This window comes from Ideonella flava (assembly GCF_051857595.1).
Taxonomy (GTDB): domain Bacteria; phylum Pseudomonadota; class Gammaproteobacteria; order Burkholderiales; family Burkholderiaceae_C; genus Ideonella.
Genome location: NZ_JBPZHD010000009.1, coordinates 343,347 through 366,540, shown reverse-complemented (window position 1 = coordinate 366,540; position 23,194 = coordinate 343,347). Strand labels below are relative to the sequence as shown.

Below are 23,194 nucleotides of genomic sequence, written 5' to 3'. Positions count from 1 at the left end.
GGTTTCCTAGGTTGATTAACGGGAACGCCGACCCCGGGTGGTGGCGGCTTCGGCCACGGATTCGGTGGCCTCCTGGGTGCGGCGAACGAGCGCCGACTGGCCTTCGCTCATCATCTGCAGGGCACTCTGGCCCACCTCGGTGAAGAACTCGGTGTAGTTCTTCATCAAGGCCTGCATCAGGCGGGCATAGGCATTCGAGTCCGACAGCGAAGACGCCGCCTGCGTGGAGCGCTGCAGCATCTGCGCCATCGCATTGGTGCCCTGGGCCACCACCTCGGGAGAAGTGGCGAAGGTGGTCAGTGCCGCCATGTTTTCCTGGGCGAGCTTGGCAAAGGGCTGCATCGAGTTCGAGATCACGGTGTCTTGCATGGATGTCCTGGGTCGGGTCGGGTGAGGTGAGAACTGCATCGGCAAACCCGACCGATGGCGGGCCTTTCGGGGGCCGCGCCTTGCCGATGACTGGTTCGCGGTGCCGATAGAGGGCACAGCGGGCGCTCCGGAGGGAGCACCAGGGAGGTTGGCAAGGCGTGTGCCTTCAGAAAGGCAAAGGCGCCAAGCCTTCGGCTCGCCGCACCCTCTTTCGCCTTCGCGCGTGGCGGTGGCGACCCCTCGCCTATCGTCCTTCGCATTTGCAGGAGGACCATGCCTCGCGATCCAGTCCACGAGATCCAGCCGGGCGAGCAGGACGCGCCGAGTTTCGACACCGAGCGCTTCGTCGTCGTGCCGCTAGCGCCCCCCGCGCTGCGCCAGCTGATGAAGGTGCTGCTGGGCGATGCCCGCCTGGCCGACCAACTGCCCTGGCTGCAGGACAAGTCGGCCGACGGCGTCGAGCGCGAAGCCTTCCTGCTCGAGCTGCAATGCACCGCCCGCGCGATCAAGGGCTGGGGCATCGTCGAACGCGCGCGGGTCATGTTCATAGGCGCAGTGCTGGCCCGCCAGTCGCTCGAAGGCATCGACCTGGAGGTCCTGTGCGCTTCGCAGTTCTGGAACCAGGGCGTGGCCGACGAGGTCTGCGAGCCGGTGGCCGAATGGCTGGAGGCGACCACGGATGTGTTGATAGGCGCGCCGCTCCTGCCGAGCTAGCTGCGCTCGCAGGTGGGTGCAGGAAGGTGTCCGAAAACGGCGCGACACGGGCGGGCCCGGCTCGAACAATGGGCTCACCCCATGCCGATCGACCGGCGAAGGACCCCACCATGGCACTGCGCATCCTCGGGCTGGATCCGGCCCCTTTCCTCCACCTCTACGGCCTGCCCGACGCGGAGCTGGCCACGCGCGGCGTGATCCGCCGGCGCGTGGACGAGCCGCACGCTGCGCCCGACCGCATCGAGCTGCGCGATGCCGAGCCGGGCGAGACGGTGCTGCTGCTCAACCACGAGTACCTGGCTGCCGATACGCCCTACCGGGGCCGCCACGCCATCTACGTGCGCGAAGGCGCCCGTGAGCGCTTCGATGAGGTGGACGTGGTGCCCGATGCGCTGCGGCGCCGGCTGCTTTCGGTGCGGGCCTTCGACGAGGCCGGGATGATGGTCGATGCGGACGTGGTGGAGGGCACGGGGCTGGAGGCTCTGGCCGAGCGCCTGCTGGCCCCTCCCGAGGTGGCCTACCTCCATGCCCACCATGCCCGGCGCGGCTGCTACGCCGCCCGCATCGAGCGGGCCTGATCTGTCGTCCAGCGCCATGGTGACAATGGCGCATGGACCACACCCCCACTGACTCCGCCGACTGGCTCACTCCGTTCGAGCGCGGCAACGGCAACCAGACGACCACCTGGCAGGACTGCATCGCCTTCCACCTGCGCCTGGCCCGGGCCTTCCCGCAGTGGCTGCGCTTCGAGGAGGCGGGCCGATCGGATGGGGGCGTTCCAATCCACCTCGGAGTGTTCTCGCCCGATGGCGTCTTCGATCCGCAGGTGGCCAAGGCGCAAGGCCGGCCGGTGTTCTTCAACAACAACGGCATCCATCCCGGCGAGCCGGAAGGCGTCGATGTCTGCATGGCCCTGGTGCGGGACCTCTGCCTCGATGCCGAGCGCCGTGCGGCACTGGGCCAGGCGGTGCTGGCCTACATCCCGGTCTACAACGTCGACGGCTGCCTGAACCGCGGCGACACCAGCCGCGTCAACCAGGACGGCCCGCAGGCCTTCGGCTTTCGCGGCAATGCGCGCCACCTGGACCTGAACCGCGATTTCATCAAGGCCGACAGCCTGAACGCACGGACCTTCGCGCAGGTCTTCACGCGTTGGGACCCGGACGTGATGGTCGACACCCACACCTCCAACGGCGCCGACTACCAGCACGTCGTCACCCTCATCGCCACCCAGCCCGACAAGCTCGGTGGCCGCACCGGCGCGCACCTGCGCGAGGCGATGCTCCCGGCGCTGCATGCGGGCATGGCGGCGCGCGGCTTTTCGATGTGCCCCTACGTGAATCCGCTGAAGGAGATCCCCGACGACGGCATCGCCGATTTCCTCGACTCGCCGCGCTTTTCCACCGGCTACGCGGCGCTGCACCACACCATAGGCTTCATGCCCGAGACGCACATGCTCAAGCCTTTCGCCGCGCGCTACCACGGCACGCGGGCGCTGATCGACAGCGCGCTGGCCTGGACCGTGGCGCAGGGCGAGGCGATACGTGCGGCGCGCGCTGCAGACCGGGCCGCCATCTCTGCCGGCGCGCCCGTGGCGCTGGATTGGCAGCTGGACCTGGGTCGCAGCCGGCCCTGGCGTTTCAGCGGCTTCACGGCGGTGTACGAGCCCAGCCGCCTCGGCCACTACCAGCGGCTGCGCTACGACCGAAGCGCGCCCTGGGAGAAGGACATCGCCTGGTTCGACCGCTACCAACCGACGGCCAGCGCCGTACCGCCAAAGGCCTACTTGCTGCCCCAGGCCTGGCACGACGTGGCGCTGCGCCTGCACGCGCATGGTGTGCCGATGCAGCCCGCCGTGCGCGCGGGGCGCGTGAAGGCCGAGGCCTATCGCATCCTGCGCTTCCAGAAGCGTCCGGTGCCCTTCGAGGGTCGGCATCTGCATGACGCGCTGGAGGTGCAGCTCGGGGCGATGGAGGCCGACGTGGCCGCCGGCGACTGGGTCATCCCTCTCGGCGGCCCGCATGACCGCTTCATCGTCGAAGTGCTCGAGCCCCTGGGCATCGACAGCTTGTTCCGCTGGGCCTTCTTCGACAGCGTGCTGGACAAGAAGGAGCATTACAGCGACTACGTGTTCGAGGACGAGGCCGAGCGGCTGCTCGCCACGGAACCCGGCTTGAGCCAGCGCTTCGAAGCCTGGAAGGCGGCGCATCCCGAGCTGCTTTCAGACCCGCAGGCGGTGCTCGACTTCATCTTCCTGGCCTCCGCGCGCCACGCCGAGCCGGAGCACCGGCGTTACCCCGTGTTTCGCTTGTCGGACCTTCCCACGGCGCTGCTGGCTCCCGGCGCTTGACGCGCACCGGTGTTGGCTCGAAGCTCGGCGGCATGGAATACGCCAACGTGCCGCCCGCCATGGCCAGCCGGGCCGATCAGATGTTTCCCATCCTCGGGGAAACCGACATGGCCCGCATCGCGCGCTTCGGCACGCCGGTGCGCTTCAAGAAGGGCGATTGCCTGTTCTGCGCCGGCTCGCCGGGGCCCGGCATGTTCCTGCTGCTGTCGGGTTCGGTGGCCATCAGCCAGCGCGACGGGCTGGGGCGGGTGACGCCCATCGTGCGCGAGGGGCCGGGCGAGTTCCTGGCCGAGGTCGGGCAGCTGTCCGGCGCGCCGGCCCTGGTCGATGGCCATGCGGAGGAGGATGTCGAGGCGCTGCTGGTCACGCCCGACAAACTGCGCGAGCTGCTGGTGGCCGAGGCCGAGCTGGGTGAACGCATCACCCGCGCGCTGATCCTGCGCCGCGTCGCGCTCATCGAGAGCGCTGCCTCCGGCGCGGTGCTGGTGGGCACCGAGGGCGACGCGGAGGTGGTGCGCCTGCAGACCTTCCTCAGCCGCAATGGCCAGCCGTATCAGCTGCTGGATCCGGCCCAGAGCCGCGAGGGCGCAGAGATCTGGGAGCAGTACAAGGCGCGCGATCCCCAGCTGCTGGCCATCTGCCCCAACGGCTCGGTGCTGATCGACCCGGACGAGACGCAACTCGCCACCTGCCTGGGGCTGCTTGCGCAGGGGCCGCTGAACCGCGAGTACGACGTGGCCATCATCGGCGCCGGTCCGGCCGGCCTGGCCACCGCCGTCTACGCGGCCAGCGAGGGCCTGGAGGTGGTGGTGATGGATTGCCGCTATTTCGGCGGGCAGGCCGGCGCCAGCGCGCGCATCGAGAACTACCTCGGCTTCCCCACCGGCATCTCGGGCCAGGCGCTCGCCGGCCGTGCCTACGTGCAGGCGCAGAAGTTCGGCGCCCACATCCTCATCCCGGCCCAGGTGGTCTCGCTCGACTGCGACGGCACGCCCGGAGCACTCAAGGTGCTGCGCCTGGCCGATGGCCGCACCATCCAGGCGAAGACGGTCGTCGTGGCCAGCGGCGCCCGCTACCGCCGGCCGGAGGCGGAGAACATCGCCGCGCTGGACGGGCGCGGCGTCTGGTACTGGGCCTCGCCGATCGAGGCCAAGCTGTGCCGGCAGGAGCACGTGGTGCTGGTCGGCGGCGGCAACTCGGCCGGCCAGGCCGCCGTCTACCTCAGCAACCATGCCGCCAAGGTCACCATGCTCGTGCGTGGCCCCGGGCTGTCGGCGACGATGTCGCAGTACCTCATCGATCGCATCCAGGCTTCGCCCAACATCGAGCTGCTGACGCGCAAGGAGGTCACGCGGCTGCACGGCGATGCCCACAGCAGCCTGAGCGCGCTGACCTACGTCGATCGCGAAAGCGGCGAAGAAACCACGCTCGAGGTGCGCAACCTCTTCCTCTTCGTCGGCGCGGTGCCGGAGACGGGGTGCCTGTCCGGGTGCCAGGTCTCGTTCGACCGTTCCGGCTTCGTCGCCACCGGCGGCGAGGGCCGCACGGAGCTGGAGTCCTGCATGCGAGGGGTCTTCGCGGTGGGCGACGTGCGCGCCGGCTCGGTCAAGCGCGTGGGCGCGGCGATAGGCGAGGGCGCGGCGGTGGTGGCGCAGATCCACAAGTACCTCGAATCCCTCACCGAACCGGCGCAGGCCTGAACGATGGGAATCCAGGCTTGCGAGCACGTGCCGGGGGATGTGCCCGCACTGCCGGCGCGGCCGGTGTGCGAGGACTGCCTGAAGATCGGCGGGCGCTGGGTGCACCTGCGGATGTGCCTGCACTGCGGCCACGTGGGCTGCTGCGACGATTCGCCCCACCGGCATGCGACGGCCCATTTCCAAGAGACCGGGCATCCCGTCATCCGCTCCGCCGAGCCGGGCGAGGATTGGCGCTGGTGCTATGTGCACCAGCGGCAGGTGGGGTAGCGCGGGTCCGGGCTGATCTGCGGGGTTCAGTCGAGGATCTGGCCGCTCTGGTGCAACCTTGACTTCAAGGTGGGGATGTCGAGATCGTGCAAGTCCGCGCCGGTCTCCAGCGAAAGCGCGGCGGCGGTGCCAGCCGATTCGCCGAGGATCATGAAGGTCGGCTCCATGCGCAACGACGAATAGGCCATGGCCGTCGACGACAGGGTGACCGGATTCAGCAGGTTCATCGCTTCCGTACGCCGTGGCAGCAGGCTGCGGTAAGACACCGGATACGGCTTTTCTTCGGGCCCGCGAACGATGCGGAAGCCCTCGGATACCACCGTGTACTCGAGCGGGCCTTGGTTCACGGAAAGCTGGCGCCAGGTGATGCGGCGAACGTGCGAATCCATGCTGTAGTTGGCCATCCCCACGCTGTCGGCGATTGCCGGCCGACGCCCGTTGCGCAGGACATCGTTCTCGTTCATCACGTACTCGCCCAGCATTCGGCGCGTCTCGCGAGCGTAGAGCTGGTAGGGCCAATGGTCGTTGTCGGTGAACTCGTCCTTGCACAGGCCGAAGCTGGCGACCTTGGCGTTCAGGGCACCGAAGCGGGGGTCGGTCTGCCAGAAATACAGCAGGCCCTGGATGTAGCTGCGGTACTGCCTGGCTATCGCGGAACGCGTGGCCGCGTCCGCCGTGGTGTAGGCCTGGTTCCAGCCAGGCATCGACATGTCGGTCGAGAAGACCGAGCCGCCGTTCAGGTCCCGCTTGAAGTAGTCGGGATTGGTGGAGCGCACGGTCTGGGCCGGGTTGAAGTAGAGCTCGTCCAGGGGGGGATTGCCTCGGGCCGCGATGGCCAAGGCCACCCGCCCGGAGCCCTCGTAGCGGCTTGGGTCATAGTCTGCCGGCCGGGTGAAGGGCACGCGGTTGCCTGGATCGTCCGTCACGCACAGCCGGTAGTTGTAGGCCATGACGCGATCGTCGGCGCTGCCGAGAGGCGGGAAGACATCGGGCTGGATCTCGACGAATGGCAGCAGGCCGCTGTCGGGCTGCCCCGGCACGATGAAGGGATCCACCGTCACGGCGTAAGGCCGAACGAAGGGGCCGGTTCCCGCATCGTCCTCGACCAGGCCGGGATCGGCTCCGCCGGACTGCCTGGCCTCCCTCCCGCTCACATGGCTCACACCGGCCAGCGCCATCAGGTCGCCTGCATAGGTGGCGTCGATGAAGACACTGCCGTCGATGCTGCCGCGCGAGGTGGTCACGGACACGATCCGGTTGCCCTCCCGTTGGACGCTCCCGACTGCCAGCTCCCGTTGCAACGAGATCCGCGGCTGCTCGGCAAGCATGCTGGTGAACACCTCTTTCGCCACGCCGGGGCTGACATCGAAACGCGCCGGGCAGGGATGGTCGCTAGAGCAGGCGCCAATGGCTTCCTCGCGGGCACGGACCCGCTCGAAGAAGGTCTTCGTCAGGCCGCCGATGCTTTCGCCGCCGCTGGCGTCGGTCTTGGACAGGCCGCCGGCCACCATGCCGCCCAACCAGCGTCCCGGCTCGATCAAGACCACGTCGCGGCCGCCCTTGGCGGCCGCGATGGCGGCGGTGATGCCCGCCGGGGTGCTGCCGTAGACGACGACGGCCGGCGACGCGATGCGCCACTTCAGGGTCTGGGTCCGTGTGTCTCCTGGGGGGCCCGTGCGGACGGCGAGCCGGTGCTCGCCCAGGACAAGGTTGACATACTCGACGCGACCGGTGCGCGAGTCGACGCGGCATTCCTGCTCCTGAGCGTCGTCGATCGAACACCACATCGACTCGGTTCCCGCCAGCGCCGGCGACACCTCGAGGTCGAGCCCGCCACTTCGCCATGGCGTGAGCTGGGTGTTGGCGCGCAAGCTCACGCTGCGCTGCTCTTGCGGCGAGCCGCCGCCGCTGCCACTGCACGCGGCGGTCAACACGACGATCATTCCGGCCGCCAGTCCGGCGGCCGTGCTTGTCCTTGGCATGAAGGCTCCCTCTCGATGGCCTGCTGGCCGTTTCTCCGATGCGAGCTACCGGCTGTGAGCGGTGCGGGCGGCAGTATGCCGCGGCACGGCCGGGAGGTGTCGTCGCCCGGTGGGTCGAACTGTCACGAAACCGCATTGAAATCGCGGCCCATGACGTCGACTACCGCACGCGGGCTGCCCAAGGGGTTCAGGCTTCTCATCGCCACCCAGTTCTGTTCGGCACTGGCCGACAACGCGTTGCTGATCGTGACGATTGCGTTGCTCGCCGAGCACCACCTGCCGGGATGGTGGGCGCCGCTGCTGAAGTTCGGCTTCACCCTGTCGTACGTGCTGCTGGCGCCCTTCGTCGGGCCCTTGGCCGATGCCTTGCCCAAGGCGCGGCTCATGACGTGGATGAACGGGGTCAAGGGCCTGGGGGCGCTGGCGCTGATGCTGAGCGTGAACCCGGTGCTGGCCTTCATCGTGGTGGGCTTCGGCGCGGCGGCCTATGCGCCTTGCAAGTACGGCCTCATCACGGAGATCGTCGAGCCGCAGCGGCTCGTCGCGGCCAACGGCTGGCTGGAGGTCTCGGTGGTCTGCGCGGCCCTGCTGGGCACGGTGCTGGGCGGCGCGCTGGTCAGCCCGTGGTGGCTGGAAAGCCTGGGTGTGCAGCAGGCGGTCGAGGTGCTGAGCTGGGCCGGCGTGGCGGACCTGAGCGCGCTCGACGGCTCCTTGTGCGTGCTGCTGTTCGTCTACGGCATCGCCGGCCTGTTCAACATCGGCGTGCCTGAAAGCGGCGCGCGCTACCCGTCCAGCGCGGTCCATCCGTGGCGCTTGTTGCGCGAATTCCGGCGCGACCATCTCACGCTGTGGCGCGATCGGGACGGCGGCTTGTCGCTGGCCGTCACCACCATCTTCTGGGGCCTGGGCGCGACGCTGCAGTTTGCAGTGCTGCGCTGGGCAGAGGACGTGCTGCGGCTGCCCCTGGATCGCGCGGCCTATCTGCAGGCGGCGGTGGCGGTCGGCGTGATCCTGGGGGCCGTGGTGGCGGGCCGCCATGTGGCGCTGTCGCAAGCCCGGCAGATGCTGCCGGCCGGCGTGGCGCTGGGCCTGCTGGTGGCCCTGGTGGCGCGGGTGGATTCGCTCGCACTGGCGATCCCCTTGCTCGTGCTCGTGGGCGCCGTGGGCGGTTTGCTGGTGGTGCCGCTGAATGCCCTGCTGCAACACCGTGGCCACAGCCTGCTCAGCGCCGGCCGCTCGATCGCCGTTCAGGGTTGCAGCGAGAACGCCAGCATCCTGGGCATGCTGGCCGCCTATGCCGCACTGGTGGCGCTGGAGCTGCCCATCGTGCCGCTGATGGGCGTCTTCGGCTTCGTGATCGCCGGCGCGATGCTGGCGCTGATGCGTCGTGCGCGGCGCGACTCGCCGGCAACGATCGCCGCTTCAGATCCGGGATGAAGGCGCAGCGCGCAGGGTCGGCTCCCGCAGGTCGGCGGGCTGGCTGATCGCCTCGGTGAGGATCCACTCCAGGCGGGCGACGACGCTGTCCCATCCCAGCTGCGTGGCCGCCTCGCGGGCGGCGGCGCCCATCGCCTGCCGCGCCTCGCGGGTGCGGGCCAGGCCCACGGCCTGCTCGATGAAGGCGGGTTCCCGGCCGAAAGGCACGAGCGCACCGCTGCGGCCATTGAAGATGATCTGGGCCGCGGCCGCGTAGTCGAAGGCCACCACCGGCAGCCCGCTGGCCATGGCCTCCGGGGTCACGTTGCCGAAGGTCTCGGTCAGGCTGGGGAAGAGGAACAGGTCCATGGACGCATAGTGGGCCGACAGCGCGGCCTCGGTCTGCTGGCCGGCGAAGTGCGCATCGGGCCAGCGGGACTGGAGTTCCGCCCGCATCGGGCCTTCTCCGACCAGGACGAGCCGGGCACGCGGCACCACCTGGCGGATGGCAGCGAAGGCGGCCGACAGCAGGCCGAGGTTCTTCTCCTGCGCCAGGCGGCCGACGCAGCCCACCACCAGGTCGTCCGGCGCGCAGCCCCAGGCGCGGCGCAGCTCATGGCTGCGGTGGGCCGGGTCGAACTGCGAGGTATCGACGCCGCGGCGCACGACGGCCAGGCGCCTGAAGCCGGCCTGTTCGAGGTCGCGCCGCAGGGCTTCCGTCGGCACCATGGTGCGCAGCGTGCGGTTATGGAACTTGCGCAGGTAGGCCATGATGGGCCGGTGCAGCCAGCCTATGCCGTAGTGCCGGCTGTAGGCGTGGAAGTTGGTGCGGAAGTCCGAGCACACCGGCAGCTTCAGGTGCAACGCGGCATTCAGCGCCGACCATCCGAGCGGCCCTTCGGTGGCGATGTGCACCACATCCGGCCGGTGGGTGGCCCACAGCTGCACCAGCGAGCGCTTGGAAGGCATGCCCATGCGCAGGCTGGAATAGCGGGGCACCGGCAGGCCGCGCATCAGCACCTCGTGGAAGCCGGGCGTCGACTCCGCCGACTGCCCCGCGTTCTGCCGCGGGCGGATCAGCTGGATCTCGTGGTTGCGCTGCTGCAGGCCCTGGATCATGCGGGCCAGGGTGCCGGCCACGCCGTTGACCTCGGGCGGATAGGTCTCGGTGACGCAGGCGATGCGCAGCGAGCGCCGCGGCGCCGCCAGGCTCTCGACCGTGAACGGATGGGGCGTGGCTTTGACGATGCTCATGGCGCGATGCTGCCAAGCATCGCTAACGGTTTGGTGACACTGGTGTGTCTTGCCGGGACAGAGCATCGTCACTGCCGTTTCACACGCTGGGTTCAGCATGCCGTCACGCCCTTGCCACGCAAGGGTGACCATCGAACCACCTTGCGAGGTCCGCGTGAACGGCTTCCTGAAAGAGCTCTCCATCCAGCGCTGGGACGACCACCGGTACTACCACCAGAGCCGGATCAACCAGACCCTCCACCTCGTCAGCGCGAGCAGCTTCCTCGTGGCCTACGCCCTGCTGCTCGTCGACCCGGCCTGGGCCGCGATCGTGGCCTGGTGCGTCTCCATGGTCACGCGGCAGGCGGGCCACTTCTTCTTCGAGCCGCGCGGCTTCGACCAGGTGAACCAGGTCACCGACGAGTACAAGGAGGACGTCAAGGTCGGCTACAACATCCGTCGCAAGATCGTGCTGATGGCCGCCTGGGCGGTGGTGCCCGCGCTGCTGTGGCTGTCGCCGAGCCTGTTCGGCTTCATCCAGCCGGCGCACGGCTATGGCGAGTTTTCGCACGACGTCGGCATGGCGTGGTTCTTCCTCGGCGTGACGGGCCTGGTGTTCCGCGTGGCGCAGCTGACCTGGCAGGGTAGCCTGGCCAAGGGCATGACCTGGGCCCTCAAGATCGTGACCGACCCGTTCCACGACATCGGGCTGTACTACAAGGCGCCGATCTACCTGCTCCGTGGCGAACTGCTCGATCCCATGGACCACGTGAAATAGGGCCCCCACGGCCCCTTGCCAGGGGCCTGCCCCCCGAGGGGGCTCGCGCAGCGGACCGGCAAAGCCGAGGAACGAGGCCCCCACGGCCCCTAGCGGGGCCTGCCCCCCGAGGGGGCTCGCGCAGCGGACCGGCAAAGCCGGATCCGCGCACGCCCTGAATGGGAGCGGCGCTGCGCGCGCTCGGAGGATACGGAGAATCGCTGGAGGTCAGGTGGTCAGAGTGAAGCGGCGGCGCAGCAACTCCTTCAGGATGCCGCGCCGGATCTTCTGGTCGGTGTGCGCGGGATCGGTCCACCACCAGCCGTCCTCGCGCATCTGCTTGGCTGCGGCAACGAAGCGCTCCAGGACCGCATCGACTTCTGCGTCACCGTAGTTCAGGCTGAAGATCAGGCGCCCGGTGCCGACCCAGCTCAAGGCCAGCCCATGCCAGCGAAGGTAGTACTGCAGCATCCAGTTGTAGCGCGACGGCGCGGTGTAGCTCACCGTCCAGATCGACGAGAGGTGGCTGAACCGCACCGGCAGGCCTTCTTCGGCCATGCGCCGGTTGAAGCGCTGGCAGCGGGCGATCCACCGCTCTTCCAGCCCTTCGTAGAGCTCGCGCACCGGAGCCGTGTCGAGCCGGCGCAGGAAGGCCAGCATCGCGTTCATCACGTAGGGGTGAGCGTTGAAGGTACCGCGGGCGAAGCAGATGTCCGCCGGCCGCTCGGGGCGGAAGCGCTGCATCAGTTCGTCTCGCCCGCAGACCACGCCCACCGGCAGGCCGCCGCCCAGCGTCTTGCCGTAGGTGACGAGATCGGCCTGGATGCCGAAGTATTCCTGTGCGCCGCCGGGGGCCAGACGAAAGCCCACGAAGACCTCGTCGAAGATCAGCACGATGCCGCGCTCGGTGCACACGCGCCGCAGCTCCTTCAGCCAGCCGGTGTAGGCCTCGCGTTCGTAGCCCGCGCGCCGGCTGGAGTCGATCAGAGAGGAGTCACCGGGCGCGGCCTGGTTCGGATGCAGCGCCTGCAGCGGGTTGACCAGCACGCAGGCGATGTCGCGCCGGCTGGCCAGCACCTTCAGGCTCTTCGGGTCCATGTCCTTCAGCGTGTAGGTCTCGCGAACGGGGGCCGGGTTGCCCGGGCCGGGCTGCACATCCTCCCACCAGCCGTGGTAGGCGCCGCAGAAGCGCACGAGGTGGCTGCGCTTCGTGTGATAGCGCGCCAGTCGCACCGCCTGCATCACCGCCTCGGTGCCGGACATGTGGAAGCTCACGGCATCGAGCCCGGACACGCGCTTCAGTCGCTCGACCACCTCCTGCGTCGCCGGGTGGTACGCGCCCAGCACCGGGCCCAGCGCGCGGGCGCGGGCAACGGCCTCGTCGATGCATTCCTTGTAGGCGTCGTAGCCCAGCAGGTTGACGCCGTAGGAGCCAGTGAGATCGAAGAAGACGTTGCCGTCCAGGTCCTCCACCGTCACCCCAGCCGACGACTGCAGCACGGCACCGACGCCGAGTTGCTCGCGCAGGTAGGGGCTGTACTGGAAAGGTACGCGGTAGCTGCCGGTGAAGCGCAGGTCGGGCAGGCTGCCTCGCAGCTCTGCCGTGGCCGCCACGCTGCGCGGGTAGCGATCGCGAAAGCCTTGTGCCAGCTGCTGCAGGCCGGCGCGACGTCGTGCCTGCACCTCGGCCGGCGCGCCGTCGGAGCCGAAGAACGCCGCCTCGTCGTAGGCGTAGCCCGGGATCATCGAAGCGACGCGCCTGGCCATGCGCGCATGGCCGGCCAGCGAGCGGTGCTTGGCGCGCGAAAGCTGCAAGCGCGCACGCGCCTTGGGCAGCAGCCAGGCCAGGCTGCCTGCGGCCAGCGCCGGGACGGCCCAAGTCGCCAGGAGGGTGTCGTTCATGTGTCGTTCCGTGGTCCTCGTGATCTCCCATCAGACCTGCCTGCCTTGACATGCCGATGAAAACCGAAGCCTTGCCCGAGCCCTCTCCCGACAACTCCCCGAAGCCGGGGGTCTTGCGGCGCCTGCTTCAGCAGGAGGACCTCAACTTCCTGCTCACCAACCGCGTGCCGCGCATCGCGCTGACGCGCTTCATGGGCTGGTTCAGCCAGATCCGCAGCCCCGGCCTGGCACGGCTGTCCATCGCGGTGTGGCGGCTGTTCACCGACCTCGACCTGAGCGAGGCGCGCCAGCAGCGGTTCGCCAGCCTGCACGAGTGCTTCACGCGCGAGCTGAAGCCCGGCATGCGGCCGATAGACCCCGACTCTGCGGTGATGACGAGCCCGTGCGACGCCATCGTCGGTGCCTGCGGCACGCTGGCCGGCGCCACGGTGCTGCAGGCCAAGGGCTTCCCTTACCGCCTGGAGGAGCTGTTCGGCCCCCGCCAGGACACGCGGCCCTTCCATGGCGGCCAGTACGTCACGCTGCGCCTGACCTCGGCGATGTACCACCGCTTCCACGCGCCGGCGGATGCGACCGTCGAGCACGTGACCTACCTGAGCGGCGACACCTGGAACGTCAACCCGATCGCCCTGCAGCGGGTGGAGCGCCTGTTCTGCCGCAACGAACGCGCGGTGCTGAACCTGCGGCTGCCGGGCGGCACGCCGATCGCCCTGGTGCCGGTGGCCGCGATCCTGGTGGCGAGCCTGCGGCTTCACTTCGCCGACCTGCTGCTTCACCTGCGCTACCACGGGCCGAACGAGATCGATTGCGACGTGCCGGTCACCAAGGGTGAGGAACTCGGCTGGTTCCAGCACGGCTCGACCATCATCGTCTTCACGCCGCCCGGCTTCGACCTGGCGGATGGGATCGCCGCCGGCGCGCGCATCCGCATGGGGCAGGCGCTGTTGCGGGCGCGGGCACCCGCAATGCGCATGGCAGCGGCGGCACAGCCGTGAGGGGGACGAGAATGCGGCACATGACGACCGATGAGCTCATCGCCCTGGCAAAGGCCTTCGACGCCCATGCCGGATGTGCCCGGTGCTCGGCGCTGGCCTGCAAAGGCTGGGAGTCGATGCCGGGCGGATTTGACCGGTCGAGCCTGACCTGCGTCGGCACGCTGCGCGATGCTGGCGAGGAGGACCCCACGCTGGCCGAGTACCACCCCACGGGGACGAACAGCTGGTCCGCAGAAGCGCCGATCGCGCTCGGCTGGTTCCCGTACAACCGCTGCGATGTCTGGAAATGCGTGGACTGTGGCAGGCCGTTCCTCCGCTACACGGAGTACGGGGGCTACTACACGGATGAGCGCATTCGCGAAGTGCAGGCTGGCCTGGTCCAGCAACCCCCGCTGGACCAGGCATAGGTGCGGCGGGCGGCGTTCAGATCACCAGCCAGGCCAGCGCCGCGCCGACAGGCAGCGACACGTAGGGCGGCTGCTTGAAGCGCCACACGAGCACCCAGGCGGCACAGGCGAGGGCGACCGACTGCCAGGCGTGCGCGTGAAAAGGCATCTTCAGCAGCAGTGAGATCGCCGCGCCGGCGATGAGGCCGACGACGGCGCAGCGCACGCCGATCATGGCGTGCTGGAACAGGCGCGAGCCCTTGAGCCGGTCGGCCACGCCGTTGGCCCCGACCGCGATCAGGGCCGTGGGCAGGTAGATGCCCAGCGTGGCGGCCAGTGCGCCCGCAAGACCCGCCGCCTGCATGCCGGTGAAGGTGGCAATGCTGAGGATGGGGCCGGGCGTCAGCTGGCTGGCCGCGAGTCCGGCGCTGAAGCCGGCATGGTCCAGCCAGCCGAGCTTGCCGACGATGAGCCCTTCGAGCAGGGGCACCATCACCAGCCCGCCACCGAAGAGCGTCGTGCCCATGCCGGCGAAGACCAGCCCGACCTTCGCCACCAGCGCCTCGGGCAGCAGGGCCGGCACGAGCTGGAAGACGGCCAGCCCGATGGGCGCGAAGCACAGCAGCATCTCCAGCGGCTTCAGGTGCCGGCCCGGCGCCTGGTCCACCCGCTTGGGCGCGGGCCAGAACACGCACGAGGCCACCGCGCCGAGGGCCAGCACGTAGACCGGTGATCCCCAGGAGGGCATCACCAGCAGCAGCACGCAGGTCACGGCGGCCAGGGTCTTCTCCTTGCGACCGGGCGTGGCCTTCTTCGCCTGGTTGAAGGCCGCCTGGCCGAGGATCATGGCCAGCGGCGGCAGCACGCCGACGGTGACCGCACGCAGCACGTCCGGATAACCCGACAGGTACGCGTAGCCTGCCCAGAGCGCCACGATGATGGCGAAGCCGGGCAGCATGATGCCGGCCAGCGCGGCCGCGAAGCCGGCCCAGCCGGCCACGCGGTGGCCCATCACGGCGATGGCGTTCACCGCCTGAGGGCCCGGCAGCATGGTCACCAGTGCGATCAGGTCGAGGAACTCCTTCTCGCCGAGCCATTGGCGCTGCTTGACGAAGCGCTCCTGCGCCTGGGCCAGCAGGGCCATGAAGCCGCCCCAGGCCGTCAGCCCCAGCAGGACGCAATCGGCGAAAAGGCGGCCCGGCGTCGGCGGGACGAGCGGTGGCGAAAGCGGCGGGATCACCGCGGCAGTGTCAGTCGTATCGTTCATCCACGATCACCTCAGGCGTTGACCAGGCGCGAACGGATGGAAGCGAGCAGGTCGTCCTGCGGCTTGCGGGCGGCGATGTCTTCCGGCGGCAGCTCTTCCTTCACCGCCGCCTTGCGCTGCTTGTTCTCGGCATCCAGGGCGGCCCGGGCGTTGGTGTCGTAGCTGCGCGGCGCCTCGGAGCGGCTGACGAACTCGAGGTCGTAGCCCAGCTCCGTGAGAGAGCGGCCGGCCACGGATTCGAAGTCCACGATCTGGTCTTTCGTCATGCCGCTCAGCCACTTCTTGGTGTTGGTCGCCATGACGGGCTTCCTGACGTTCTCCCACATCTTGCCGGAGGCGGCGGTCTTGCTGGCTTCTTCCGAAGCGTGGAAGTCCAGCATCGCCGGGCTGAACTCTATGCCCAGCCACCGGCACAGCAGGCTCAGGGTGGACTCGGGGTTGCTCGTGAGTTCTTCGTACGACAGCGCCAGGTATTGCGAGGCCGGCACGCGGCGGCCGCATTCGAGCGCCAGCTGCTGCTCCAGGTCCCACTGCCGGGCGACGTGGTAGGCGGTCTTCTCGCCGACGACGGCCTTGAGGAAGGACAGGCACACGTCGCGGCCGTCGCGGTAGAGGTACAGGTAGCGCGCGTCGGCCCCGAAGTAGCGCTCTATCTCTGGCAGAAAGTGGACGTTGGCCAGCGACTTGCACATCCAGTCCGGCTTGCCGTAGCTCTCGGCCATGTGGTCCATGATCGAGCCGAAGACGGCGACCAGGCTGTTGTCGCGGCAACGGGCGCGGATGCGGGCGCGGTCGAAGTCCACGCCCCAGGACACCGGGTTGACCTCGACGAGGCGCACCACGTCGTCGACGAGGCGGGTGAAGTTCGCTTCTTCGGCCAGGTTCCCGTAGGCCGGCAGCAGCGGCGTGAAGCGCTCGAGGATGTGCGGCGGATGCGGAGCGGCGATCGTCGGAGCCTGGTTGACCATCAAGCGCAGCAGGTTCGAGCCTGAACGCTGGGTGCCGATCATGAAGACTTTCATTGCGGGTGGCCTCTCTGGTGTTGCTTGAACGCTCTTCGCGCGCGCGGGTGGCGCGCGCGCGAACCCTGCATCGGCCGCCACGCCGGGTTCTTTAGTGACTTGCTGAAACTATTTGTGGGGACTTCTTGACCGGACCCGCAGTTCACCGAATCGGCGGCGGATTCGAGCCGCTGTTCGCGCGATCGCGTCTCAAGCCGGCCGCCAACATGCCGATAGCGCAGACGGTGGCACTGCCCCGCAGCTTCCCCTCTAACTCTTCAATCACAGGGACACCATGAGAACCTTTTCGCGCCTGGCCACGCTGATGGCCGCTTCGACCCTGACCTGGGCCTGCCTCGCCGGCACCGCTGCCGCCGGCAGCCTGCCCGCCGACGTGCAGGCCAAGGTCGACAAGGCCAGGAAGCACCTGGTCGAGATGGCCTCCGATCCCGTCGTCCTGGCCGCCGTCCGCGAGGCCAACGCCCACGACAGCGGCGGCATGAACAACGGCAAGTGGATCGAGCTGCCCGACACCGATCCGGCCGTGAAGGCCGCGCTGACGACGAAGATCAGCCAGCAGATCGCCAAGTGGGAGCAGGCCGACGACACGGTCAACAAGATCATCCTGCGCGACCAGAAGGGCAACCTGGTCGCGGCCAGCGTGCGTCCGCTGATCTTCAACAACGCCAACCGGCCGGTCTTCGCCAACGCGATCAAGGGCCAGCCGTGGAATGCCGAGGAGATCAAGCCCGACACGTCCACCCAGATCCCCAGCGTCCACGTCTCGGCGCCGGTGATGGACGGCGGCAAGGCGATCGGCGTGCTGCACGCCGGCGTGACGGCCAAGTAAGGCAACACCACGCGGGGGCCGGGTCCGACCCGGCCATCGCAGGAGCGACACACGATGTTCAAGAACCTGAAGGTGGGCGCGCGCCTGGCCGTGGGCTTTGCCGCCGTCCTGGTGCTGATGGCGATCATCAGCGCCATCTCTCTCAGCCGCCTGTCGGCCATCAAGGCCGACCTGGAGGCGGTGACCGGCGAGGCGCCCGAGCGGCTGGCCAACAACATGCGCGACCTGGCCCGCTCGCAGGGCATGGGCCTGCGCGATGCCGTGATGCAGGACGACGTGGCCTTCAAGAAGAAGGAATTCGACCTGATGAAGAAGGCGCGAGCCGACTACGACCAGACGGCGCAGACCCTGGCATCGATGTCCGTCGAGCCTGAAGTCAAGGCCGCGCTGGACAAGGCCGCTGCCGCCCTGGCGGCCGTCAAGTCACCGGTGGAAAAGGCGATCGACAAATCGATGGCCGACGACATGCCGGGCGCCGCCCAGGTCATGCGCGAGGAAGTCCGCCCAGCCCAGGCCGCCCACGTCGCGGCGCTGGATGAGGTGGTGTCCGCCATCCAGCAGGCCTCGCGGGTGCGCAACGAGCAGGCCGACGCCTCCTACCGGCAGGCGGTGGCCTTGATCATCGGCCTGTCCGGCGCGGCGCTGGTGCTGGGGGCCGTGATCGCCTGGCAGATCCAGCTCAGCATCACCCGCCCGCTGACGCAGGCGGTGGTGGTGGCCCAGGCGGTGGCCGAGGGCGACCTCTCACGTGAGATCCGCGTGGATTCCCGGGATGAGGTCGGCACTCTGCTGCAGGCACTCAAGACGGTCAACCGCGACCTCAGCCGCACCATGCAGCAGGTGCGAGACGCGGCCGACACCATGAAGACCGCCTCGGTCGAGATCGCGGCCGGCAACATCGACCTGAGCCAGCGCACCGAGGAGCAGGCCTCCAGCCTGCAACAGACGGCGGCGTCGATGGAGCAGCTCAACGCCACGGTGAAGAACAACGCCGACACCGCCCGCAGTGCCGCCCAGATGGCCCACTCGGCCAGCGAGGCCGCCACCCGGGGCGGCGAGGTGGTGGCCCAGGTCGTCGACACCATGCAGGCGATCAGCGATGGCTCGAAGAAGATCGCCGACATCATCGGAACCATCGACAGCATCGCCTTCCAGACCAACATCCTGGCGCTCAATGCAGCGGTCGAGGCCGCCCGGGCCGGCGAGCAGGGCCGCGGCTTCGCGGTGGTGGCGGCCGAGGTGCGGGCCCTGGCCCAGCGCTCGGCCCACGCCGCCAAGGAGATCAAGACCCTGATCGGGACCAGCGTGGAGAGCGTCGAGAACGGCGCCCGCCTGGTCAACGACGCCGGAGCGACGATGAGCGACATCGTGGCCCAGGTGCAGCGGGTGACCGACCTGATCGGCGAGATCAGCAGCGCCACGCAGGAGCAGACGAGCGGCATCGGCCAGGTCAACCAGGCCGTGGTGCAGCTCGACCAGGTGACGCAGCAGAACGCCGCGCTGGTGGAGCAAAGCGCCGCGGCGTCGGAGAGCCTGCAACAGCAGGCCGCCCGGCTGGTCGATGCGGTCGGCGTTTTCCGGCTCGAGCAGGCGGCGTTGGCGGCCTGACCGTGACCCGGGGCCGGTGCGGCGGGTGGCTCACACCTGCTTGCACCGCGCCGGCGGGGCGTGCCGTGCGATCAGGCATCATCGCTGCCGTCGTTGTCAGCCTGATGGACCTGTGCCCATGAACCGTTCCGCCCGATTGGTCTCCCGCTCCACCGCCGCGATGCTCGTGCTCGCGGCGTTTTCGCTTCCCGCGCTCGCGGCGAGCTCGGCCGCTTCGTCGGCCTCCGACAGCCTGTCCACCTCGGTCGGCAGTGTCTCCAACTCCTTCCGCGGCTCCAGCGAGAGCTCGGATCGCCCGGCCCGCACAGCCGACGGCGACTACCGGGTGACCGAGGTCGCTGCCGCCGACGATGTCCAGCCCGGGATGCTCAAGCTGACGCTCGCGCCCGCGGCAGGCGAGGGCGAGGCCTTCGCGCTGGTGCTACCGCAAAAGGCGGTCGACGCCGGCGGCGTGGCGGTGGGCGAGGTGGTGCGCGCGCAGAACCGGCCCTACGGCGTCGAATTCGCCAACGCCGGCACCCGCCAGCCCTTCTTCCTGGTGCTGCAGGACGACTGGTACCGCGAGCTCGCCTCGAACCCGGTCACGCTTTGAGTCCTCGCCGCGCGGCGCTGGCCGCGTGGACGGTGCTGGCGGCCGGAGCGGCCTTCACGGGCGGCGCGCAGGCCGCCTCCCTGCGCTACTGCGACCGCCAGGCCCAGGTTTCGATAGAGCAGCAGGACCAGCTGTTCCGCTTCGCCGCCATCGTCAAGGCCGAGCTCGAGGCCTCGAAGCAGGCGCTCGCCCTGGTGGCCCGCTCGGGCCTGAACCTGAGCTGGTTCGGCCTGCGCTACTCGCATGCCGGCTTCAGCCTCAAGGACAGCCCGAACGGCCCGTGGTCGGTGCGCCAGCTCTACTACGCCTGCGACGAGCAGAAGCCGCGGATCTTCGACCAGGGCATCTCGGGCTTCCTGCTCGGCACCGACAACCCGGCGGAAGGCTATGTGTCGCTCGTCTTCATGCCGCCCGAACAAGGCGCGGCGGTGGAACACACGGCCCTGAGCGCGCCGCAGTCGCTGCAACTGCTGGCCGCCGACTACAGCGCCAACGCCTATCCCTGGAGCCTGCGCTACCAGAACTGCAACCAGTGGGTGATGGAGCTGCTGGGCGCCGCCTGGGCCGGCATCCCGCTGGGCGAACCGGCCGGCGAGCCGGTTTCGCCGCGCCGGCAGGCCCAGCAATGGCTGCGGGAACAGGGCTATGCGCCCATGGTGGTGAGCGTCTTCCCTCCGCTGGCCTGGGCCAGCGCCTTCGTGCCCTGGCTGCACGGCGACGACCATCCGCCCTCCGATCGCCTGGCCGGCATCTACCGGGTGTCCATGCCGGATGCCATCGAGGCTTTCGTGCGCCGGCGCGCGCCGGCGGCCACGAGGGTCGAGCTTTGCCATGCGAAGGGCCGCGTCGTCATCCACCGCGGCTGGACGCCGATCGCCGACGGCTGCCTGCCGGCCGAGGGCGACGAGGTGCTGGCGCTGCAGTGATGCACCATTGCGGTGCTCAGTGCCGCGCCTGACATACCTTGATACATTTCAGGCGGCGCGAGTCAAGAACGCACCGCTTGTCAGGCCGCCTGAAACCGGTTCCACTCATCGGCACCCCTCGTTCGCATATCCAGCAGATATTCGCCGGTCGGCCGGCTGTTGCCCAGCGTCGAAGTTATCGGCTGACCCGGAGAGCCCCCTGCCGCCTTCCGCCCCCAGCGTGCCGCTTCGCACGCCCTCCAGCACAGCCTCGTCCAGGCGCCGACGTTCCTGGGCGATCGCGATCGCCTTCATCGGGATCGTGGCGATCCAGGTCGCGGTGGCGCTGGTCAGCATAGACATCCTGTCGGCGGTGCGGGCCTATGTGACCGGCGAGAGCCTGTATTCCAAAGGCCAGAAGGACGCGCAGATCCACCTCCTGGCCTACGCCGAGAACAACGAGGAGGCCGACTACCAGCGCTTCCTGCAGGCACTGGATGTCCCGCTCGGCGACCGCAAGGCCCGCGAGGCGCTGCAGCAACCCACGCCTGACAAGGTGCGGGGCCGCGAGGGCCTGCTGCAGGGCCAGACACCCGACGAAGACATCCCCGGCGTGATCCGCCTGTTCGTCTGGTTCCACGACACGCCCCTGATGGCCGACGCGATCCACGCCTGGACCGAAGGGGACCAGGTGATAGAGCAGATGCGGGTGCTGGTCGAGCGGGCCCACGAGCGCATAGCCGCGGGCGACATCAATGCCGTGGCCGTGCGCGAAATGCGCCGCCAGGCGCCGCTGCTGAACCAGCGCATGACCACGCTGGAGCGCGAGTTCGCGGACCAGCTCGGCCGGGCCTCGCGCCGCACCCAGCAGGTGCTGCTGATCCTGAACGTCGTGCTGGCCGCGGTGCTCGGGGCGACGGGGCTGTGGTTCATCGTGCACAGCCTGCGCCGGCAGGCCGAGGTCGAGAACGAGGTGCGCCGCCGCGAGCAACTGCTGCAGGGGCTGCTGCAGTCCACCGCCGAGGGCCTGTACGGCATAGACAACGACGGTCGCTGCACCTTCATCAACCGTGCGGCGCTGGCCATGCTGGGCTACGCCGACGAGGCGGAGCTGCTCGGGCGCGACATCCACCGGCTGATCCGCCCCTCGCGCACCGACACCCGCACCGGGCCCCTCACCGTGCCCGAGCGCTCGGGCAAGGGCCGGGAGCGGCACGTGAGCGACGAGAAGTTCCAGCGCCGCGACGGCCAGCTGTTCTCGGCGGAGTACTGGTCGCATCCGCTGCTGCGCGACGGCGAGGTGCAGGGCGCCGTCGTCACCTTCTTCGACATCAGCGAGCGCCTGCGCATGCAGGCCGCGCTGCGCCAGGGCGAGCTGCGCCTGGCCAAGCTGGTCGACGCGGTGGCCGACGGTGTCATCGCCACCGGCGCCGACGACAAGGTGCTGCTGTTCAACCGGGCGGCCGAGCGCCTGTTCGGCGTCTCGGCGGCCGAAGCGATAGGCACGCCGGTCAGCCGCTACATCACCCGCCAGACCCGAGGCGGCCGCTCGTCCGAGCCGGTCCAGGCCACGCTCGGCGTGCATGAGCTTACCGGTCACCGCGCCGGGGGCGCGACCTTCCCGCTCGAGGCCACGCTGTCTCGCCTGCACACCGACCAGGGGCCACTGACCACGGTGGTGGTGCGCGACGTGACCGAGCTCCACGCCGCTCGCGCGGAGCGGCAGGCCCGCGAGGCGCTGGAGGCCAGCGGCCGCGCCAAGACCGAGTTCCTCTCCCGCATGAGCCACGAGCTGCGCACGCCCTTGAACGCGGTATTGGGCTTCTCGCAGCTGCTGCGCATGGATGCCGCGGGCCCGCCCTCGGCCCAGCAGCTGGACCGCATCCGCCACATCGAGCGCGCCGGGGCGCACCTGCTGGCGCTGGTCAACGACGTGCTGGACCTGTCGCGCGTCGATTCCGGGCAGATGGCGCTGTCGCTGGAGTCGGTCGACCTGGCCTCGGTGGTGGACGAATCGCTGGCGATGGTCTCCACACTGGCAGCGGACGCCAACGTTCGCCTGCTGCGCCCGGAGCGGGACGAGCAGGTGCCCGCCGATGCGCAGGTCCGCGTCGTCGCCGACCGTGTCCGGCTGCGCCAGGTGCTGGTCAACCTGGTGAGCAACGCGGTCAAGTACAACCGCCCGGGCGGCTCGGTGAGCGTGGGCTGGTCGCTGCACCGCGACACCTGCCGCCTGAGCGTGACCGACACCGGCCCGGGCATGACGCCCGAGCAGCTGGCCCGGCTGTTCGAGCCCTTCAACCGGCTGGGCGCCGAGAAGACCGGCGTCGAGGGCACGGGCATAGGCCTGGTGCTGTCGCGCCGGCTGGTCGAGCTGATGCAGGGCGAACTGCGGGTGGACAGCCGCGTGGGCGAAGGCACGGTGGCCATGCTGGTGCTCGAACGCTCGGACGAGCTGGCGACGGTGCCGACCGTCTCGCCGCCGCTGAGCCAGCACGGAGAGTTCGACGAAGCGCCGCTGCACGTGCTGTACGCCGAGGACAACGAGGTCAACGTGGAGCTGGTGCGCCAGGTCGCGTCGTTCAGGCCTTCGGTGGCCCTGCGGGTGGCGCCCAACGGCACGCAGGCCTTGAGGATGGCCCGCGAACAGCCACCCGACCTGATGCTGGTGGACATGCACCTGGGCGACATGACCGGGCTGGAGCTGGCCCGCACCTTGCGCGGCGATCCGGCGACGGCCGACATCCGCCTGGTGGCCCTGTCCGCCGATGCGCTGCCCGAACAGATCGACGATGCCCTGGCCTTCGGCTTCGAGGCCTACCTGACCAAGCCCATCGAGTTCCGCAAGCTGCTGCGCGTGCTCGACGGGCACCTGCAGACCTGAATCCGGTTTCCCGTCC

Annotated in this window: 20 protein-coding genes; 14 read left to right on the top strand and 6 right to left on the bottom strand. The window is 69.4% G+C overall.

Annotation, left to right across the window (positions count from 1 at the left end):
• Window positions 1–15: 15 nt before the first annotated feature.
• Window positions 16–369: a hypothetical protein gene (locus ACS5PM_RS21245; RefSeq protein ID WP_439389681.1), complete on the bottom strand. Its 354-nt coding sequence runs from the start codon at window positions 367–369 to the stop codon at window positions 16–18.
• Between the two features lie 273 nt (window positions 370–642).
• On the opposite strand from ACS5PM_RS21245, the gene ACS5PM_RS21240 reads away from it, so the two are divergent.
• The 5 genes from ACS5PM_RS21240 (at window position 643) to ACS5PM_RS21220 (ending at window position 5,400) form a co-directional block, all read left to right on the top strand.
• Complete coding sequence (locus ACS5PM_RS21240) at window positions 643–1,083, top strand: GNAT family N-acetyltransferase (RefSeq protein ID WP_439389680.1); 441 nt, start codon at window positions 643–645, stop codon at window positions 1,081–1,083.
• A gap of 110 nt (window positions 1,084–1,193) precedes the next feature.
• Window positions 1,194–1,661, top strand: coding sequence for a DUF1203 domain-containing protein (locus ACS5PM_RS21235; protein WP_439389679.1), 468 nt, complete (start codon window positions 1,194–1,196; stop codon window positions 1,659–1,661).
• Between the two features lie 32 nt (window positions 1,662–1,693).
• Window positions 1,694–3,433, top strand: a complete 1,740-nt coding sequence (locus ACS5PM_RS21230) for a M14 family zinc carboxypeptidase (RefSeq protein WP_439389678.1) — start codon at window positions 1,694–1,696, stop codon at window positions 3,431–3,433.
• A 32-nt stretch (window positions 3,434–3,465) separates the two neighbouring features.
• Complete coding sequence (locus ACS5PM_RS21225) at window positions 3,466–5,133, top strand: FAD-dependent oxidoreductase (protein ID WP_439389677.1); 1,668 nt, start codon at window positions 3,466–3,468, stop codon at window positions 5,131–5,133.
• Between the two features lie 3 nt (window positions 5,134–5,136).
• Entirely contained in the window at window positions 5,137–5,400 is a 264-nt protein-coding gene (locus ACS5PM_RS21220) for a UBP-type zinc finger domain-containing protein (protein WP_439389676.1), read from the top strand.
• 26 nt (window positions 5,401–5,426) lie between these two features.
• On the opposite strand, the gene ACS5PM_RS21215 is transcribed toward ACS5PM_RS21220, so the two are convergent.
• Window positions 5,427–7,382 carry an FAD-dependent oxidoreductase gene (locus tag ACS5PM_RS21215; protein ID WP_439389675.1) on the bottom strand — a complete coding sequence of 652 codons (1,956 nt, stop codon included), beginning with the start codon at window positions 7,380–7,382 and terminating at the stop codon, window positions 5,427–5,429.
• 150 nt (window positions 7,383–7,532) lie between these two features.
• Here ACS5PM_RS21215 and lplT point away from each other — a divergent pair, with 150 nt between their 5' ends.
• Window positions 7,533–8,819, top strand: a complete 1,287-nt coding sequence (lplT, locus tag ACS5PM_RS21210; RefSeq protein ID WP_439389674.1) for a lysophospholipid transporter LplT — start codon at window positions 7,533–7,535, stop codon at window positions 8,817–8,819.
• Here lplT and ACS5PM_RS21205 read toward each other — a convergent pair.
• Window positions 8,805–10,052, bottom strand: a complete 1,248-nt coding sequence (locus tag ACS5PM_RS21205; protein WP_439389673.1) for a glycosyltransferase family 4 protein — start codon at window positions 10,050–10,052, stop codon at window positions 8,805–8,807. The genes lplT and ACS5PM_RS21205 overlap by 15 nt on opposite strands.
• 154 nt (window positions 10,053–10,206) lie before the next feature.
• Between ACS5PM_RS21205 and ACS5PM_RS21200 the strand changes: the two genes are divergently transcribed.
• Window positions 10,207–10,809 (top strand): Mpo1-like protein, encoded by a 603-nt coding sequence (locus ACS5PM_RS21200; protein ID WP_439389672.1) that lies wholly within the window; start codon window positions 10,207–10,209, stop codon window positions 10,807–10,809.
• A 207-nt stretch (window positions 10,810–11,016) separates the two neighbouring features.
• Here the strand turns inward: ACS5PM_RS21200 and ACS5PM_RS21195 are convergent, their stop codons facing one another.
• The gene (locus tag ACS5PM_RS21195; protein WP_439389671.1) at window positions 11,017–12,690 is read right to left on the bottom strand and encodes an aminotransferase class III-fold pyridoxal phosphate-dependent enzyme; all 1,674 of its coding nucleotides are present in this window, start codon (window positions 12,688–12,690) and stop codon (window positions 11,017–11,019) included.
• Between the two features lie 56 nt (window positions 12,691–12,746).
• Here ACS5PM_RS21195 and asd point away from each other — a divergent pair, with 56 nt between their 5' ends.
• The gene (asd, locus tag ACS5PM_RS21190; protein ID WP_439389670.1) at window positions 12,747–13,685 is read left to right on the top strand and encodes an archaetidylserine decarboxylase; all 939 of its coding nucleotides are present in this window, start codon (window positions 12,747–12,749) and stop codon (window positions 13,683–13,685) included.
• Window positions 13,686–13,705: 20 nt separating this feature from the next.
• A complete protein-coding gene (locus ACS5PM_RS21185) occupies window positions 13,706–14,092 on the top strand; it encodes a hypothetical protein (RefSeq protein ID WP_439389669.1) in 387 nt (128 codons plus the stop codon).
• Between the two features lie 16 nt (window positions 14,093–14,108).
• Here the strand turns inward: ACS5PM_RS21185 and chrA are convergent, their stop codons facing one another.
• Both chrA and ACS5PM_RS21175 read right to left on the bottom strand, forming a co-directional pair.
• Window positions 14,109–15,338: a chromate efflux transporter gene (gene chrA, locus ACS5PM_RS21180; RefSeq protein WP_439389668.1), complete on the bottom strand. Its 1,230-nt coding sequence runs from the start codon at window positions 15,336–15,338 to the stop codon at window positions 14,109–14,111.
• An 11-nt stretch (window positions 15,339–15,349) separates the two neighbouring features.
• Window positions 15,350–16,348, bottom strand: coding sequence for a sulfotransferase family protein (locus ACS5PM_RS21175; protein ID WP_439389667.1), 999 nt, complete (start codon window positions 16,346–16,348; stop codon window positions 15,350–15,352).
• Window positions 16,349–16,634: 286 nt separating this feature from the next.
• Between ACS5PM_RS21175 and ACS5PM_RS21170 the strand changes: the two genes are divergently transcribed.
• The 5 genes from ACS5PM_RS21170 (at window position 16,635) to ACS5PM_RS21150 (ending at window position 23,178) form a co-directional block, all read left to right on the top strand.
• A complete protein-coding gene (locus ACS5PM_RS21170) occupies window positions 16,635–17,189 on the top strand; it encodes a hypothetical protein (protein WP_439389666.1) in 555 nt (184 codons plus the stop codon).
• Window positions 17,190–17,243: 54 nt separating this feature from the next.
• Window positions 17,244–18,797 carry a methyl-accepting chemotaxis protein gene (locus tag ACS5PM_RS21165; RefSeq protein WP_439389665.1) on the top strand — a complete coding sequence of 518 codons (1,554 nt, stop codon included), beginning with the start codon at window positions 17,244–17,246 and terminating at the stop codon, window positions 18,795–18,797.
• A 118-nt stretch (window positions 18,798–18,915) separates the two neighbouring features.
• The gene (locus ACS5PM_RS21160; protein WP_439389664.1) at window positions 18,916–19,389 is read left to right on the top strand and encodes a hypothetical protein; all 474 of its coding nucleotides are present in this window, start codon (window positions 18,916–18,918) and stop codon (window positions 19,387–19,389) included.
• Window positions 19,386–20,315: a DUF2145 domain-containing protein gene (locus ACS5PM_RS21155; protein ID WP_439389663.1), complete on the top strand. Its 930-nt coding sequence runs from the start codon at window positions 19,386–19,388 to the stop codon at window positions 20,313–20,315. Before ACS5PM_RS21160 ends, ACS5PM_RS21155 begins: the two co-directional genes overlap by 4 nt.
• A gap of 301 nt (window positions 20,316–20,616) precedes the next feature.
• Window positions 20,617–23,178 carry a PAS domain-containing hybrid sensor histidine kinase/response regulator gene (locus ACS5PM_RS21150; RefSeq protein ID WP_439389662.1) on the top strand — a complete coding sequence of 854 codons (2,562 nt, stop codon included), beginning with the start codon at window positions 20,617–20,619 and terminating at the stop codon, window positions 23,176–23,178.
• Window positions 23,179–23,194 lie beyond the last annotated feature (16 nt).